The 14,412-nt window shown below is 62.1% G+C and carries 14 protein-coding genes; 4 read left to right on the plus strand and 10 right to left on the minus strand.

Features of this window, described 5'->3' with window-relative positions; translation table 11 throughout:
* Positions 1–19: 19 nt before the first annotated feature.
* Together HX817_RS04245 and HX817_RS04250 are read right to left on the minus strand one after the other, a co-directional pair.
* Entirely contained in the window at positions 20–334 is a 315-nt protein-coding gene (locus HX817_RS04245; RefSeq protein ID WP_087694874.1) for an SCP2 sterol-binding domain-containing protein, read from the minus strand.
* A gap of 56 nt (positions 335–390) precedes the next feature.
* On the minus strand, positions 391–1,101 hold the full coding sequence (locus HX817_RS04250) for a histidine phosphatase family protein (protein ID WP_102368789.1): 711 nt from the start codon (positions 1,099–1,101) through the stop codon (positions 391–393).
* A gap of 193 nt (positions 1,102–1,294) precedes the next feature.
* Here HX817_RS04250 and sohB point away from each other — a divergent pair, with 193 nt between their 5' ends.
* Positions 1,295–2,320 (plus strand): protease SohB, encoded by a 1,026-nt coding sequence (gene sohB, locus HX817_RS04255; RefSeq protein ID WP_008434663.1) that lies wholly within the window; start codon positions 1,295–1,297, stop codon positions 2,318–2,320.
* A 152-nt stretch (positions 2,321–2,472) separates the two neighbouring features.
* Here the strand turns inward: sohB and HX817_RS04260 are convergent, their stop codons facing one another.
* Entirely contained in the window at positions 2,473–4,002 is a 1,530-nt protein-coding gene (locus HX817_RS04260) for an MFS transporter (protein WP_177039844.1), read from the minus strand.
* 150 nt (positions 4,003–4,152) lie between these two features.
* Here HX817_RS04260 and HX817_RS04265 point away from each other — a divergent pair, with 150 nt between their 5' ends.
* Positions 4,153–5,034 (plus strand): LysR family transcriptional regulator, encoded by an 882-nt coding sequence (locus tag HX817_RS04265; protein WP_102605152.1) that lies wholly within the window; start codon positions 4,153–4,155, stop codon positions 5,032–5,034.
* Positions 5,035–5,175: 141 nt separating this feature from the next.
* On the opposite strand, the gene dhaL is transcribed toward HX817_RS04265, so the two are convergent.
* The 7 genes from dhaL to HX817_RS04300 all read right to left on the minus strand — a co-directional run bounded on the left by dhaL (position 5,176) and on the right by HX817_RS04300 (position 12,578).
* Positions 5,176–5,820: a dihydroxyacetone kinase subunit DhaL gene (dhaL, locus tag HX817_RS04270; protein ID WP_177039845.1), complete on the minus strand. Its 645-nt coding sequence runs from the start codon at positions 5,818–5,820 to the stop codon at positions 5,176–5,178.
* A 3-nt stretch (positions 5,821–5,823) separates the two neighbouring features.
* On the minus strand, positions 5,824–6,825 hold the full coding sequence (locus HX817_RS04275; RefSeq protein ID WP_003215684.1) for a dihydroxyacetone kinase subunit DhaK: 1,002 nt from the start codon (positions 6,823–6,825) through the stop codon (positions 5,824–5,826).
* Between the two features lie 181 nt (positions 6,826–7,006).
* Positions 7,007–8,122 carry an alcohol dehydrogenase catalytic domain-containing protein gene (locus tag HX817_RS04280; protein ID WP_177039846.1) on the minus strand — a complete coding sequence of 372 codons (1,116 nt, stop codon included), beginning with the start codon at positions 8,120–8,122 and terminating at the stop codon, positions 7,007–7,009.
* Positions 8,123–8,150: 28 nt separating this feature from the next.
* The gene (locus HX817_RS04285; RefSeq protein WP_087694869.1) at positions 8,151–8,906 is read right to left on the minus strand and encodes an SDR family oxidoreductase; all 756 of its coding nucleotides are present in this window, start codon (positions 8,904–8,906) and stop codon (positions 8,151–8,153) included.
* Between the two features lie 151 nt (positions 8,907–9,057).
* Positions 9,058–10,065 (minus strand): substrate-binding domain-containing protein, encoded by a 1,008-nt coding sequence (locus HX817_RS04290; protein ID WP_087694868.1) that lies wholly within the window; start codon positions 10,063–10,065, stop codon positions 9,058–9,060.
* 39 nt (positions 10,066–10,104) lie between these two features.
* Complete coding sequence (locus tag HX817_RS04295) at positions 10,105–11,094, minus strand: ABC transporter permease (protein WP_003215711.1); 990 nt, start codon at positions 11,092–11,094, stop codon at positions 10,105–10,107.
* The gene (locus tag HX817_RS04300; RefSeq protein WP_003215714.1) at positions 11,091–12,578 is read right to left on the minus strand and encodes a sugar ABC transporter ATP-binding protein; all 1,488 of its coding nucleotides are present in this window, start codon (positions 12,576–12,578) and stop codon (positions 11,091–11,093) included. Before HX817_RS04300 ends, HX817_RS04295 begins: the two co-directional genes overlap by 4 nt.
* A 284-nt stretch (positions 12,579–12,862) precedes the next feature.
* Between HX817_RS04300 and rpiB the strand changes: the two genes are divergently transcribed.
* Both rpiB and HX817_RS04310 read left to right on the plus strand, forming a co-directional pair.
* Positions 12,863–13,324: a ribose 5-phosphate isomerase B gene (gene rpiB / locus HX817_RS04305; protein WP_003215716.1), complete on the plus strand. Its 462-nt coding sequence runs from the start codon at positions 12,863–12,865 to the stop codon at positions 13,322–13,324.
* Positions 13,325–13,387: 63 nt separating this feature from the next.
* Positions 13,388–14,368, plus strand: a complete 981-nt coding sequence (locus tag HX817_RS04310) for a sugar-binding transcriptional regulator (RefSeq protein ID WP_003215718.1) — start codon at positions 13,388–13,390, stop codon at positions 14,366–14,368.
* The last annotated feature ends 44 nt before the right edge of the window (positions 14,369–14,412 follow it).

Below are 14,412 nucleotides of genomic sequence, written 5' to 3' on the forward strand. Positions count from 1 at the left end.
CTTGCCAGGGTTGCCCTGATCAGGCCGGGAACAGCTCGCTCAATTTCATGGCCAGCATCATGTCGCCTTCAGTGCGCAGTTTGCCGCCCATGAATGCCTGCATGCCGTCGGTTTCGCCGCTGACGATGCCTTTCATGGTGTCGCCGTCCATCACCAGGGTGACTTGGGCGTCCGGGTTTTCACCTTCCAGCAGTTCGCAGGTGTTGTTTTTCACGACCAGCGAGAAGTTCTGGGTGTCGTCGATACGGAAACCGAACACCAGGTCCAGGCCGTCGGCAGCGGCTGGGTTGAATTTGGCTTTCATTGCTTCTACGGCTTTAGCTACGTCAGTCATGGTTTCGATCCTTTTATGGTGAGTCCAGTGACCTTGGGGTCACGGTTGGCCGCAATTCATCGGAAAGTGATGAGCTGCGGCGCCTTCAACAGTTGCAAGTGGGTATGGCTGTTGAAGGAAGCCAGTGCCACCTCGCGACCACGGAATTTCAGCTGGTTGAGCGAGGTGTTAACAATTTGCCAGTTCAGTTCGAAGGCCTGTGCGGCAGGCATTCGGGTAATCAGGTGGAGCAGGGCCGTGATGGTGCCGCCGGAGGTGAACACGGCGATCTTGTCACGGTTGTCGGCGGCTTCGAGGAGGCGTTGCAGGCCACCCTGAACACGTTCGACAAATCCCAGCCAGCTTTCCAGGCCCGGCGGGTCGTAGGTGCCGGCCAGCCAGCGTTCGATGATCAGGGAAAAGATGCGCTGGAATTCGCCACGGTTTTGCGCGGCGTTGCGCAGGATATGCAGGGCTTCGGGTTCGCTGTGCAGCAGGTCCGGGAGCAGGGCGCGGATGATCGCCTCGGCGTCGAACTCGTTGAACGCGCTGTCGATTTCCAGCGTGGGTACCGGCAGGCCGAGGGCGCTGTATTGTTCGAAGGCGGCGGTAGCAGTGTGCTGCTGGCGGCGCAGGTCGCCCGACACGCAGCGGTCGAAGCTCAGGCCCAGTTCCGCCAGGTGGCGGCCAAGCACTTGCGCCTGTTGCACACCGATGGGCGACAGCACGTCGTAGTCGTCTGCACCGAAGGAGGCCTGGCCATGTCGAATCAGGTAGATGCTGCCCACGTCCGTTTTCCCGGTACGTTGAAAGTCTGGCGAGGTTATGAGGATGCCGGGAAGCTGTCAATGAAAAAACATACGCTTGTTTTAAAAGGTCGTTAGAGGCCCGCTGCTGGCGGTTTGATCACTGGCCCCATGGCGGTGGCGTCGGTATGCTTGGGCAATCCGCGCCTGGCGCACTGCACTTGTAAGGAGTCACATGGATTTTCTGGCCGAGTACGCTACTTTCCTGGCTAAAACCGTCACCCTGGTCGTCGCCATCCTGGTGGTGCTGATCAGTTTCGCCGCACTGCGCAGCAAAGGCCGCCGCAAAGCTGCCGGCCAGTTGCAGGTCAGCAAGCTCAATGACTTCTACAAGGGTTTGCGTGAGCGCCTGGAGCAGACCCTGCTCGACAAGGACCAGCTCAAGGCCCTGCGCAAGTCTGAAGGCAAGGCCGAAAAGAAGAAGGGCAAGAAGAAGCCAGAAGCCAAGCCACGGGTGTTCGTGCTGGATTTCGACGGCGACATCAAGGCCTCGGCCACTGAAAGCCTGCGCCATGAAATCACGGCACTGCTGAGCCTGGCCACACCCAAGGACGAAGTGGTGCTGCGCCTTGAAAGCGGCGGCGGCATGGTTCACAGCTACGGCCTGGCGTCGTCGCAACTGGCGCGTATCCGCGAGGCGGGCGTGCCGTTGACCGTGTGCATCGACAAGGTCGCGGCCAGCGGCGGCTACATGATGGCGTGCATCGGCGAGAAGATCATCAGCGCACCGTTTGCCATCCTTGGCTCGATTGGCGTGGTGGCGCAGTTGCCCAACGTCAACCGCCTGCTGAAGAAGCACGACATCGACTTCGAAGTGCTGACCGCCGGTGAATACAAACGCACCCTGACCGTGTTTGGCGAAAACACCGAGAAGGGCCGCGAGAAGTTCCAGGAAGACCTGGACATCACCCATCAACTGTTCAAGAACTTCGTGTCGCGCTACCGCCCGCAGCTGGCGATTGATGATGTGGCCACCGGCGAAGTCTGGCTGGGTGTCGCGGCGCTGGACAAGCAACTGGTGGACCAGCTGCAAACCAGCGACGAATACCTGGCGACCAAGGCCAAGACCGCCGAGGTGTTCCACCTGCACTATGCCGAGCGTAAAAGCCTGCAAGAGCGGGTGGGCCTGGCGGCCAGCGGTTCGGTAGACCGGGTGCTGCTGACCTGGTGGAGTCGCCTGACCCAGCAGCGTTTCTGGTAACAATTCCAGCTGACGTTCGAAGATCAAAATGTGGGAGCGGCGGTGCGACGATTCGACTTGCTCGCGAATGCGGTGGATCAGTCACAGATGTATTGACTGACCCACCGCATTCGCGAGCAAGCCCGCTCCCACATTGGGTCGTGGTGGTCGCATTATCGAGTCAGTAAAGAGGCCTGCGGCACCGCCGGTATGGGATGCCGCATCAACGAGCCCACCACCAGCGCCCCCAGCAAACCCAACAACCCCGCCACCCACAGCACCACGCTGAACCCGCCGACGAACGCCTGCCGCGCCAGTGGCTGCACCATCCCTCGTGCCGTTTCAGGCAGCAACGCCATGGCCGCCGGCATATCGCCCGCCACTACCCGTGAAGCAATCCCTGCCGCCTGTTCCTGCCACTGGGAGCCGATGCTCGTGTGCAGCAACTGTTCGCTATGGCTGCTCAACAACGCCCCATACACCCCGATCGCCAACATGATCGCGCTGAAGCGCATGGTGGTGCTCATGCCCGACGCCATCCCCGCGCGGTCCCGTGGCACGCAAGCCATGATGTTTTTCTGCGTATCGCCATTGAGCAATCCCGCGCCGGCCCCCGTGACGGCAATCGCCAGGGCGAACGGCAGATAGCCGCCGATATTGACCGCCCAGGCACTCAGCAGGTTGCCGCACCCCACCAACGCCAGCCCCGTCGCCATCATCGTTGCCGGGGCAAAACGGCTAGCCAGTCGGGCGCCTATCCGCGGACAAATCAACATGGTCAAGGCAAACGGCAACATGCCCAGCCCGGAGGCAATCGCGGAGAACCCCAGGCCGTTTTGCAGGTAGAACGGCAGCAGCGTCATCATCACCTGGGCACAGCCGGCGTAGGCGAACATCCCCAGCAGTGCACCGATAAAGCGCGGGTGCCTGAACAGTTGCAGGTCGACCATGGGCCGCTGTTGCAGGCGTTCGGCGAGTACAAAAACACCCAGCAACGCAGCGCCTCCCAGCAGCCGTGCATAAGTCAGCGGGTTGTCCCAGCCGATACGGTTGGCTTCGATCAAGCCCCAGATCAGGCACAGCAGGCTGGCACTGAAACTCAGGCTGCCCCAAGGGTCGAGCCTTGCAGCCTGGGCATCGCGGGATTCCGGAATCGCGCGCAGCACCAGCCCCATCAGCACCAGGCCGACCGGCAAATTCAGATAGAAAATCCAGCGCCAGCCCAGGTATTGGGTAATCAACCCGCCGAGGGTCGGTGCGGCGGTCATCGCCACGCCCATGCACGCGCCCCAGAAGGCCCAGGCCTTGGCGCGTTCCACTTCGTCATGGAAGGTATGGCCGATGGAGGCCAGGGCCGAGGTCAGCAGCAGCGCTGCGCCGACACCTTTGACGGCGCGAGCGATATCCAGGAACAACGCATTCGGCGCCGCACCGCAGCCGAGGGAGGCGAGGATGAAAATACCCAGGCCCCAGACCAGGGTCTTCTTGCGGCCAAAGCGGTCGGCAATGCTTCCGGCCGGCAATAACAGGGCGGCGAAGGCCAGCATATAAGCGCTGACCACCCATTCGATATCGGCAAAATTCGCCCCCAGGTCCCGGGCGATGCTCGGCAGGGTCACGGCGACGATATTGGTGTCGAGCACGATCAGCGAACAGACCCCGGAGGCGGTCAGCAGCGTCAGGCGTGGGTTAATGGTACTCATGGTTGGATTACTTCTTGGGCAATCCTGGAACAGAATTTGACGTGCATCGCAAAGGCTCTCTAAGGTGGACCTGCTGCCAGCTTATCTCCGACCTTGAGTGTCTTTATTAGGCGTGGCGAAGCACTTCATTACCTTTGAGCTAATCCTGCGATGGAAATACGTCATTTCCGCTACTTCCTGGCGGTTGCCCGGCAACGCAATTTCACCCGTGCTGCCGAACAGCTGGGTATCGCGCCGCCGACCCTGAGCCGGCAGATCCAGGACATGGAAACCACCCTCGGTACGCGCTTGTTTATCCGCCGCCAGCGCGAGGTCAGCCTGACCGAGGCGGGCGCGGCCTTGCTGATCGAGGCAGAGGCCACCGTGCGCCAGTTCGAGTTTGCCCAACGCAATGCCCAGCGCGCCGGGCGTGGCGAGATCGGTCATATCGAGCTGGGTTATGTGGCGTCGGCGGTGTATTCGGGGTTGTTGCAGCGCCAGGTGCAGTCGTTCTGCGCGGACTGCCCGGACGTGAGCCTCAGCGTGCGCGAGAGCCCCATGGCAGCGTTGCCGGGGCTGGTGGCGGAGGGGCGTTTCGACATCGGCTACATTCGTTCGCCGATGACCTTGCCTGATGGGGTCGAAGCGGTGCGGTTGAGCAGTGAAGGGTTTGTGCTGGCGTTGCCCCAGGATTCGTGGCTGCTGGGGTTGAAGGCAATCAGTTGCGAGCACCTACAGAACGAGACCTTCATCTTGCCCGAGCAGATCAGTGGCACGCTGCACGTGGCAGCGCAGGGTGGTTATGCGCCGCGCCTGGGGCCGCAGCCGGGTGGGTTGGTGGCGGTGATTGCGTTGGTGTCACTGGGGCAGGGCGTAGCGGTAGTGCCGGAGTCGGTGGTGGGGCATGTGAGCTTGCCGAATGTCGTGTACCGCAGCATCGAAGGCAGCGAGGCGTCGTCCTGGTTGTCGCTGATTTACCGGCGCTTTGAAAAGGCGCCGGCGGTGGCGCGGTATATAGAGCAGGTGAAGCAGGTAGCCAGGTTGAAGGTTTGATCGCGGCGGGTTAGGTGCTTCACGGGTTAAGTGTGTTGCTGCCTTCGCGAGCAAGCCCGCTCCCACCTTCGACGGCATTCCAAAGATGGAACTCGGTCGAAGGTGGGAGCGGGCTTGCTCGCGAAGGGGTCATTTCAAGCACTACACCAACCGCGGTTGAACCGAATCCGCCAATCGCGTCAGTATCAAGCAGCACGATACCGCTCCGGCATCCAGTACACCCAGTGAGCGCTCGCCCAGGCGGCTGGCGCGGCCGATTTTTGCCACCAGGTCCTTGGTGGAATCCCGCCCCCGCGACGCGGCACTTTTCATCGCCTCCAACGCCTCACTGAATGACGCCCCCGACCCATGGGCCTGTTCAAACGCCTCCACCGCCGGAATCAAGGTGTCCATCAAACACTTGTCACCCACGCCGGCTTCGGTGATGTCCTGCAACGAGGTCAGCCCGCCCCGCAGCAAATGTGCAAAGGTCGCCGCGTCAATCTGTTCGCTGCCGCGCACCTCATCCGCCATGCCGATAAACAGGCTGCCATACAACGGCCCCATGGAGCCGCCGATGCCTTCCATCAGGCTCAGTGTTAACTCATCCAGGGCTTCGGCCAGGGTCAGCTGGCGGCCTTCAATCGTGCGCCCGCAATGGGCGAACCCCTTGGCCATGTTGATGCCGTGGTCGCCATCGCCAATGGCGCCGTCGACTTCGCTCAGGTATTCGCGGTTGGCAACGATCACGCTCACCAGGTCGGCGACGATGGCGCTGCCGTCGTGGGTGGAGAAATGCTGGCTCATGGTTTAGTCCGCCTGGGTCATGCCGATGGAGCGGCAGGGTTGGTCGATCAGGGATTTCAGCTCGGCGTCCAGGCCCAGCAAGGTCAGGGTCACGCCCATCATTTCCAGGGAGGTGAAGTAGTTGCCCACGTAGCAGCGGTGAATCTTCAAGCCCCTGGCTTGCAGCTGACGTTCAACCTCGGCGTAGAAAATGTAAAGTTCCATCACCGGCGTCGCACCCAGGCCCGAGACCAGCACCACCACGCTGTCGTCCTGGCTGAAGTCGCGGTCGGCGAGGATCGGCGCGAGCATGCGGGCCGCCATGGCCTCGGCGGATTCGATCGGGATGACTTCAATGCCAGGCTCGCCGTGATGGCCGATGCCCAATTCCATCTGCCCGTCGGGAATCTGGAAGTTCGGCTTGCCCACCGCTGCGATGGTGCAGGGCGTGAGGCCGATGCCGATGGAGCGGCAATTGTCGACGGCCTTCTGGGCGACACGAATCACCCCGTCCAGGTCGTAATGCTGGGCCGCGGCTGCACCGCCGACCTTCCACATGAAGATCTCGCCTGCCACGCCGCGACGCTTGGCGATGTCGGCCTTGGGCGCCGAGGCCACGTCGTCGTTGGCGACCACGGTGCGGATGCGCATGTCCTTGCTGGCGGCCATCTTCATCGCCAGCTTCACGTTCATGTTGTCGCCGGCATAGTTGCCGTACAGGCACGCCACCCCGGCGCCGTGGTCGGCGGCACGGAAGGCGTCGAAGAAGCTTTTGGCGGTGGGCGAGGAGAAGATTTCGCCGACGGCCACGGCGTCCACCAGGCCCGGGCCGACATAGCCAAGGAACGCCGGTTCATGGCCGGAGCCGCCGCCGGTCACGATGCCCACCCGGCCCTGTGGTGACGGCTTGGCCTTGCCGATCACCCGGGGATTGGTTTCGTATTGGCGCAGCTCGGGGTGCGCGACCAGAATACCCCGCAGCATGTCCTCGACCACCTGGTCCGGATCGTTTATCACTCGATTCATAACGCGGTTTCCTGTGTTCTTGTTCTTGGTGTGGGAGCCGGGGGCTTTTGTGGGAGCTGGCTTGCCTGCGATTGCATCGGCTCGGTGTCACAGATAGACCGAGGCGTCTGCATCGCAGGCAAGCCAGCTCCCACAAAAAGCCTAAGCCCGGCGCCCGCAGGGTTTTGTGTTATTGGGCCAATCAGGGTTCCAGGACGACTTTAAGCGACTTGTCCCCGCGCTCCATCACCGCAAATGCTTCCTTGAAGTCCGCCAGGGCAAACTTGTGGGTCACCACGTCTCGCATGTCGATCTTGCGGTTGCCGATAAAGTCGATGGCGCGCGGGTACATGTAGGGGCCGAGGTGCGAGCCCAGCACGTCCAGTTCCTTGCGGTCACCGATGATCGACCAGTCCACCGTGGCCTCGTCGTTGAACACGCTGAATTCCACGAAGCGCCCCAGCTTGCGCAACATCGCCAGGCCCTGGTTCACCGCCTTGTGGTGCCCGGTGGCTTCGATGTAGATGTCGCAGCCGTAGCCATCGGTGATCTCGCGAATCTTCGCCATCACGTCGACTTCGCCCGGGTTCCACACTTCGTCCGCACCCATGCGCAGGGCGAGGGCAGCGCGTTCGGGTTTCATGTCGAGCACGATGAGTTTTTTCGGGTTGCGCATGCGCACCGCACCGATGATCCCCAGGCCCAGGGTGCCGGCGCCGGCCACCACCACGATGTCGTCGAAATCCACATTCGCCCGTTCCGCCGCGTGCAGCGAGCAGGCCAGGGGTTCGATCAGGATGGCTTCGTCCGGGGCAATCGAGTCCGGTACTTTGTGGATGATGCCTTCCTTGGTGAAGATCATGTACTGGGCCATGGCGCCCTGGACGTTGTTCTGGAAGCCGTACAAGTCGTGTTTCTGGCACATCCAGTACTGGCCGTGGTTGCAGAAGCGGCAGCCCCAGCACGGCACGATCTGTTCGGAAATCACCCGGTCGCCGACCTTCACCCCGCGCTTTTCCGCGCCAGGGCCGAGGGCGACCACGCGGCAGACAAACTCGTGGCCGGGAATCATCGGCGGCTTCACGTAGCGCGGCTGCTCGGCGTCGCCCCAGAACGAGGGCGCGCCGCGGTAGGTCTTGATGTCGCCCATGCAGATGCCGCACAGCTCGACCTTGGTGAGGATCTCGTCGGGGCCGGGCGTCGGCACATCGACGGTCTCCAGGCGATAGTCTTCGGGGCCGTGACAGACCACGGCCTGCATGGTTTTCGGAATGACGGGGGACAGTTGTTCGGCAGTGCGTTCGGTAACGGTAGACATGACGATAAACCTCACGACAAAAGATCAATTACTGGATGCTGTAGCCACCGTCGATCACCACGTTTTCCCCGGTGATCATCTGTGCGGCGTCGCTGAGCAGGTACAACGCCAGCCCGGCGATTTCTTCCGGCTGGGCAAAGCGGCCCGCCGGGATCTGCAATTTGGCCCGTTCCCCCAGCTCGCCCGCCCAGGCCTTTTTACCGAGGGCGGTTTCGACGATGGTCGGGGAGATGGCGTTGACGTTGATATGCGGCGCCCATTCCATGGCGAGCACCTTGGTCATGCCGACCACGGCGGCCTTGCTGGCGCAGTAGGCGACGTGACGGTCCAGGCCGATCACCGCCGCTTGGGAGGCGAGGTTGACGATGCGCCCGCTGCCCTGGGCAAGCATGTGCCTGGCGCAGGCCTGGGCCACGAAGAAACTGGCCTTGAGGTTGATGTCGAGAGTGGTGTCCCAGGCGTTTTCGCTGACGTCCAGGGCCTTGTCCAGCAGGGCGACGCCGGCGCTGTTGATCAGGTAATCCAAGCGTTTGAAGTGATCGAATACGTAATCGACGGTGCTGTGCACCTGGTCGAGTTGGCGCAGGTCCACGGCGATGCCGATGTTCCCGGCGCCGAGGCTGGCGGCGACTTCGACCACGGCCGGGTCGCGGTCCAGCAGGGCCACCCGCGCGCCGCGTTCCACCAGCAGGCTGGCACAAGCCAGACCGATCCCGGCGGCCCCGCCGGTGATCACGGCGCAGCGGCCGGTGAGGTCGAAGGCTTGATTCCAGAATCCAGACATGAACATGACTCCATTTTTCAGATCGGTGAAGATCCAATGTGGGAGCGGGCTTGCTCGCGAAAGCGGTGTATCAGGTGGCACATCTGTTGAATGATCCACCGCTTTCGCGAGCAAGCCCGCTCCCACACTTGACCGGGTTTCAAGTCAAAACTTACTTCGTACCGCTCACCTGCTGATACAGCGCATCCGCATTCGCATTGGTCACCGGCACCCACGGCAGGATGTAGTTCCTGGCGGTGCCGTCACCCCATTTCACGTCCTTGCCATAACGTTCCCAGATCACCGACTGCGGCTTGTAATCCTTGCCGGCCAGCGCCCGCAGCGCCACATCCAGCGCGCCTTGGGACTGGGCCTGGGCGTCCTGCAGGAAGGTGGTTACTTCATCCTTCTTCGCCGCCTGGATCGCATCCGGCATGCCGTCGATGGACGTCACCGGCACATCCTTGGACGTCAGCCCATGGGACTTCAACGCCTGCACCGCACCGAGGGCCATGTCATCGTTTTGCGCGATCACCCCGTTGATGCCCTTGGGGTGTGCGTTCAGCCAGTCTTCGGTCAGGGCCAGGGCCTGGGCGCGGTCCCAGTTGGCGGTTTTCTTCTCGATGATCTTGATGTCCGGGTGCTTGCCCAGTACTTCCATCTCGCCCTTTTCGCGGTCGATCTGCGCCGACTGGCCAATCGGGCCCTGGATGATCACCACGTTGCCGCGGCCCTTGAGTTTGTCGACCATGGCCTGGGCCTGCAGGCGACCGCCTTCCACGTCATCGTTGCCAACATAAGGCACGTTGGCGTCCGCCACCTTGGTGTTGGAGGCGATCACCACCACGTCATTGCTCATGGCGGCCTTCACGGTGCCGACGCCGGCCTTGGTGTCGATCGGCACAAACAGGATCGCGTCGTAGTGCTGGGTCACCATGTTTTCAATCTGGTTGTTCTGGGTCAGTGCGTCATAGTTGCCGTCGAACACGGTCAACTGCACGGTGCCGTCCTTGACTGCGGGGTGTTCCTTCAGCTCGCGCACCCAGTTCTGCATGAACTGGCCCTTGAGCCCGTACACGGCGGCGCCGATCTTGTAGGTCTTGCCATCGGCGGCCAGGGTGACACTGCTGGCGAGCAGGGAGAGTGCCGCGACGGCGGCCAAAGTCGTACCAGGTTTCATGAGAGAACTCCGTTATTGTTGTAGTGGTAGTTTTCAGAACTAGCGTTTCTTCTTGCGCCACACGTCAATCAGCACTGCGAACACGATGATCAGGCCCTTGGCGACCTGCTGGTAATAGGAGGACACGCCGAGCAGGTTCAGGCCGTTGTTGATCACGCCGATCAGCAATGCGCCAAACAGCGTGCCGACAATCGTGCCGGTACCGCCCGACAGGCTGGTGCCGCCGATTACCACGGCGGCAATCGCATCCAGCTCATACGAAGTGCCGGCCTGGGGCAGGGCAGAGGTGGTGCGCGCCGACAGCACCACACCGGCCAGCCCGGCGAGCAGGCCCGAGACCACGTACACCGAAAACATCACCTTGCGCACGCCGATCCCGGAGGTGCGCGCGCTCTTCTCGTTGCCGCCCACCGCATACACATAACGGCCGTAAGTGGTGTAGCGCAGCACCATCCAGAAGATCAGCGCGACCACGGCGAAGATCACGATGGGCACACCGATCGGGCCGATCTTGCCGATGCCCAGCGCCAGGTAGGCGTCGGGCAGGTCAGTGATCGGGCTGCCGTCGTTCAAGATGAAGGTCATGCCCCGGGCAATGCTCAACATGCCCAAGGTCGCGACAAAGGGCGGGATCGACAGGTTGGCCACCATAAAGCCGTTCACCACCCCGAGCATCGCCCCGGCGAACATCCCGGCGCTGACTGCCGCGAGCACGCCATAGCCCTGGGTCGCGACCATGGCGCTGCACAGCCCGGCAAAGGCCAGGATCGAGCCCACCGACAGGTCGATGCCCTTGGTCAGGATCACGTAGGTCATGCCCACGGCGAGGATCCCGTTGATCGAGGTCTGGCGCAGGATGTCCATCCAGTTGCGCCAGGTCATGAAGTATTCGCTGGCGAAGGCCATCACCAGGCACAGGAGGATGAACACCAGCGGCAGGCCGAAGCGGTCGAGGGACAGGCGCAGGCGGCTGCGGGGTGCGGTCGTGACGGGGGCGGCTGCAGGTGTAGAAAGTGATTTGGCATTCATGAGGCAAGACTCAACAAGGCTTCCTGGGAAAGGGCGGTATCGCTGCTGATGGTCACCAGCCTTCCGCCTTTGAACACGGCAATACGGTCACTCAGGTGCAGCAATTCCGGGGCTTCGGACGACACCACAATTGCCGCGCCGCCGGCGCGCACGAACTGGTCCAGCAGGTGATAGATCTCCTGCTTGGCGCCTTCATCGATGCCCCGGGTCGGCTCATCGCACAGCAGGCAGATCGGCTGGGTCGACAGGCATTTGGCGAGCACTACTTTCTGCTGGTTGCCGCCGCTCATGGATTCCACCGGCAGGTCCAGGGAAGTGGTCTTGATCTGCAGGCGCTTGACCATGTCCTGGGCCAGTTGGTTTTCCTTGCGGGCATTGATCAGCGACCAGCTCGACAGCTGCTTGTACGCCGACAATGCGATGTTCGAGAGGATGCTGCCGCTGAGCACCAGGCCGCTGTCCTTGCGGTCTTCGGTGACCAGTGACATGCCGGCCTGGATCGTTGCCTTGGGCAGGCCGATGGGCATCGGTTTGCCTTGCAGGGTCACGCTGCCGGAGTCCGGCGTGGTGAGGCCGTAGATGCAGTTGAGGAATTCGCTGCGGCCCGAGCCCATCAGCCCGTAGATGCCGAGAATCTCGCCCTGGCGCAGTTGCAGGCTGATGTCCTGGAACTCGCCGGCGCGGCTCAGGCTGTCGACGTCCAGGCAGCATTCGGCGGCGCATTCGCGGCCGACCTTGTGGTCGATGCGGGTCAGTTCCTGGCCGACGATGCCGCGCACCAGGTGGGCGCGGTCGATATCGGCCATGCGCCCGGTCTCAACGAAGGCGCCGTCGCGAAAGATGCTGTAGTCGTCGGCAATCTGCGCCAGTTCACTGAGGCGGTGCGACACATAGATGATGCCGGCACCACGGGCGGTGAGGCGGCGGATGGCCTTGAACAGGGTTTCGGCCTCGCGCTCGCCGATGGCCGAGGTGGGCTCGTCCATGATCATCACCTGGCAGTCGTGGCTGAATGCCTTGGCGATCTCCACCAGCTGGATCTGCGCCACGCTCAGGCGATGCATGGGGCTGGTGGCGTCGACGTCGAACTCCAGGCCTTCCAGCAGTTCGCGAGTGCGCCGGTTGAGCTCCTTGCTGTCGACGATGCAGCCGGCGCGGCGCGGTTCGCGGCCCAGCCAGATGTTTTCGGCGACGGTCATGTAGGGAATGGGTTCCAGCTCCTGGGTGATCATCGCGATCCCCGCCGCGAGTGCTTCGCTGGGGCGGTTGAACTGAACGGGGGAGCCGTTGAGCAGGATGGTCCCGGCGTCACGCTGGGTGATGCCCATCAGGATGCTCAGGAAAGTCGATTTGCCTGCGCCATTGCCGCCGCACAGGGCGTGGACGCTGCCGGCCCGCAGAGAGAGGCGCCCCTCACGCAGGGCAGGAATCCCGGCGTAAGCCTTGGCGACGTGTTCAGCCTGGAGCAGTAATGGCGTGGCCATCGGCGTGTCCTCGTGCTGTGAATTCTTATTAGGTCGCACAGTCATGTTTCGCTGTGAGCATATGTGTATCAAATGAAATTCTGATCAGTCAATCTCTTTCACTGAAAAGTTGTAAATGGATGGATTTGCGCAAAGTACGCCGGTTTAGAGGGCTTTGACTGGAAGGTCAGCTAAATCCCGCTTGACAGGGCGACTGGAATATCCGAGAAATGACTGAGATAAATTTCATCGAGTGATCATATGATCACTCTCCAGTACCCAAAACGGCAGCGGAGCCAAACGCCATGAACACACCTTTCCCGGTGGCTATCGGATGCGATGAAGCGGGTTATGAGCTCAAAGAACTGTTGAAGCGCCATATCGAGGCGCTGGGTTACCCGGTGACGGACTTCGGCACCCATTCCACGGCGCCGGTGCTGTACCCGGACATTGCCCTGGCGGTGGCCACGGCGATCAATGCCGGCGAGCAACGCTTGGGCGTGCTGGTGTGCGGCACTGGCATCGGCATGGCCATCTCGGCCAACAAAGTCCTGGGGATTCGTGCGGCCCAGGCCCATGACACCTATTCGGCGGAGCGGGCACGCAAGAGCAACGATGCGCAGATCCTGTCCATCGGTGCACGGGTGATCGGCGCGGAACTGGCCAAGAGCATCGTCAAGTCGTTCCTGGAGTCGGAGTTCGAAGCCGCGCGTTCCGGGGCCAAGGTCGACCGCATCAACGCGATCGAGCGTGACGGGCATCAGTAGTGGACGGAACGGGGCAAGAGTCGGGAGAATGCGCCTTTGACACCGAAACGGAAGCCCGTGCCCATGAGTGACAGTACCCAGCGCATCGCCAGCGACATCGACCTGATGACCGAAGTGGCGATGCTCTATTACCTTGAGAACGTCACTCAGGAAGCCATCGCCAAGCGCTTCGACCTGTCCCGGGCAAAAGTCAGCCGCCTGCTCAAACGCGCACGGGATGAAGGGATTGTCGAGGTGCGGGTGTTGCAGCACCCGGCGATGAACAACGAGCTGGAACAGGCGCTGGTGGAGCGCTTCCAGCTGGACCGCGCCTTGATTGCGGTGGACCACAGCGACCCGGACACCCAGCGCTCGGCGGTGGCGAGCCTGGTGGCCAACTACCTGAACAAAACCCTCAGCGACGGCATGATCGTCGCGGTGGGTATGGGGCGTAACGTCGGTGCGGTGGCCGATAATGTGTTTTTGCCGGTGACCCGCAACTGCACGTTTGTGTGCGCCATTGGCGGTTCGCTCAAGGCGGGTGAATACATGAACCCCGACCATATTTGCCGGCGCCTGGCCCTGCGGTTTGGTGGCGAGAGTGAAAGCCTGTACGCCCCGGCGCTGGTGGCCAACCCGGAACTGCGTGGGGTGTTGATCAGCAACGATACGGTGCGTTCCACGCTTGACCGTGCCCGCCGTGCGGACATGGCGTTGATCGGCATCGGTGACATGAGTGAAAACAGCAACATGGTGCGCATGGGGTGGTTTTCGCCCCAGGAAATTGCACAGGCGCGGTTGTCCGGCACCGTGGGGGACATGATGGGTTATGACTTCATCGACATTCATGGCCAGCCGGCGGTCAACGCGATTCAGGGGCGGGTGATCGGGTTGACGGTGCAGGAGCTGTTCCGGATTCCGGATGTGGTGGCGATTGCCAGTGAAAACACCAAGGCGGCGGCAACGCTGGGGGCGTTGCGTTCGGGAGTGATCAATACCCTGGCGACCACGGTGACCAATGCTCACACCATCCTTGCGCTGGATGACGCGACGCGTAAAAGCTGACACCGCCGATAGTCCAGGCCCTGAACATCACCTGTGGGAGCTGT

Origin of the sequence: Pseudomonas sp. C6002 (assembly GCF_013385805.1) — a bacterium.
Taxonomy (GTDB): domain Bacteria; phylum Pseudomonadota; class Gammaproteobacteria; order Pseudomonadales; family Pseudomonadaceae; genus Aquipseudomonas.

Excerpts from the sequence above, each read along its gene's own strand:
- HX817_RS04245 (WP_087694874.1), bottom strand. The coding sequence starts at position 334 with ATGACTGACGTAGCTAAAGCCGTAGAAGCAATGAAAGCCAAATTCAAC.
- sohB (WP_008434663.1), top strand. The coding sequence starts at position 1,295 with ATGGATTTTCTGGCCGAGTACGCTACTTTCCTGGCTAAAACCGTCACC.
- HX817_RS04260 (WP_177039844.1), bottom strand. The coding sequence starts at position 4,002 with ATGAGTACCATTAACCCACGCCTGACGCTGCTGACCGCCTCCGGGGTC.
- HX817_RS04265 (WP_102605152.1), top strand. The coding sequence starts at position 4,153 with ATGGAAATACGTCATTTCCGCTACTTCCTGGCGGTTGCCCGGCAACGC.
- dhaL (WP_177039845.1), bottom strand. The coding sequence starts at position 5,820 with ATGAGCCAGCATTTCTCCACCCACGACGGCAGCGCCATCGTCGCCGAC.
- HX817_RS04275 (WP_003215684.1), bottom strand. The coding sequence starts at position 6,825 with ATGAATCGAGTGATAAACGATCCGGACCAGGTGGTCGAGGACATGCTG.
- HX817_RS04280 (WP_177039846.1), bottom strand. The coding sequence starts at position 8,122 with ATGTCTACCGTTACCGAACGCACTGCCGAACAACTGTCCCCCGTCATT.
- HX817_RS04285 (WP_087694869.1), bottom strand. The coding sequence starts at position 8,906 with ATGTCTGGATTCTGGAATCAAGCCTTCGACCTCACCGGCCGCTGCGCC.
- HX817_RS04290 (WP_087694868.1), bottom strand. The coding sequence starts at position 10,065 with ATGAAACCTGGTACGACTTTGGCCGCCGTCGCGGCACTCTCCCTGCTC.
- HX817_RS04295 (WP_003215711.1), bottom strand. The coding sequence starts at position 11,094 with ATGAATGCCAAATCACTTTCTACACCTGCAGCCGCCCCCGTCACGACC.
- HX817_RS04300 (WP_003215714.1), bottom strand. The coding sequence starts at position 12,578 with ATGGCCACGCCATTACTGCTCCAGGCTGAACACGTCGCCAAGGCTTAC.
- rpiB (WP_003215716.1), top strand. The coding sequence starts at position 12,863 with ATGAACACACCTTTCCCGGTGGCTATCGGATGCGATGAAGCGGGTTAT.
- HX817_RS04310 (WP_003215718.1), top strand. The coding sequence starts at position 13,388 with ATGAGTGACAGTACCCAGCGCATCGCCAGCGACATCGACCTGATGACC.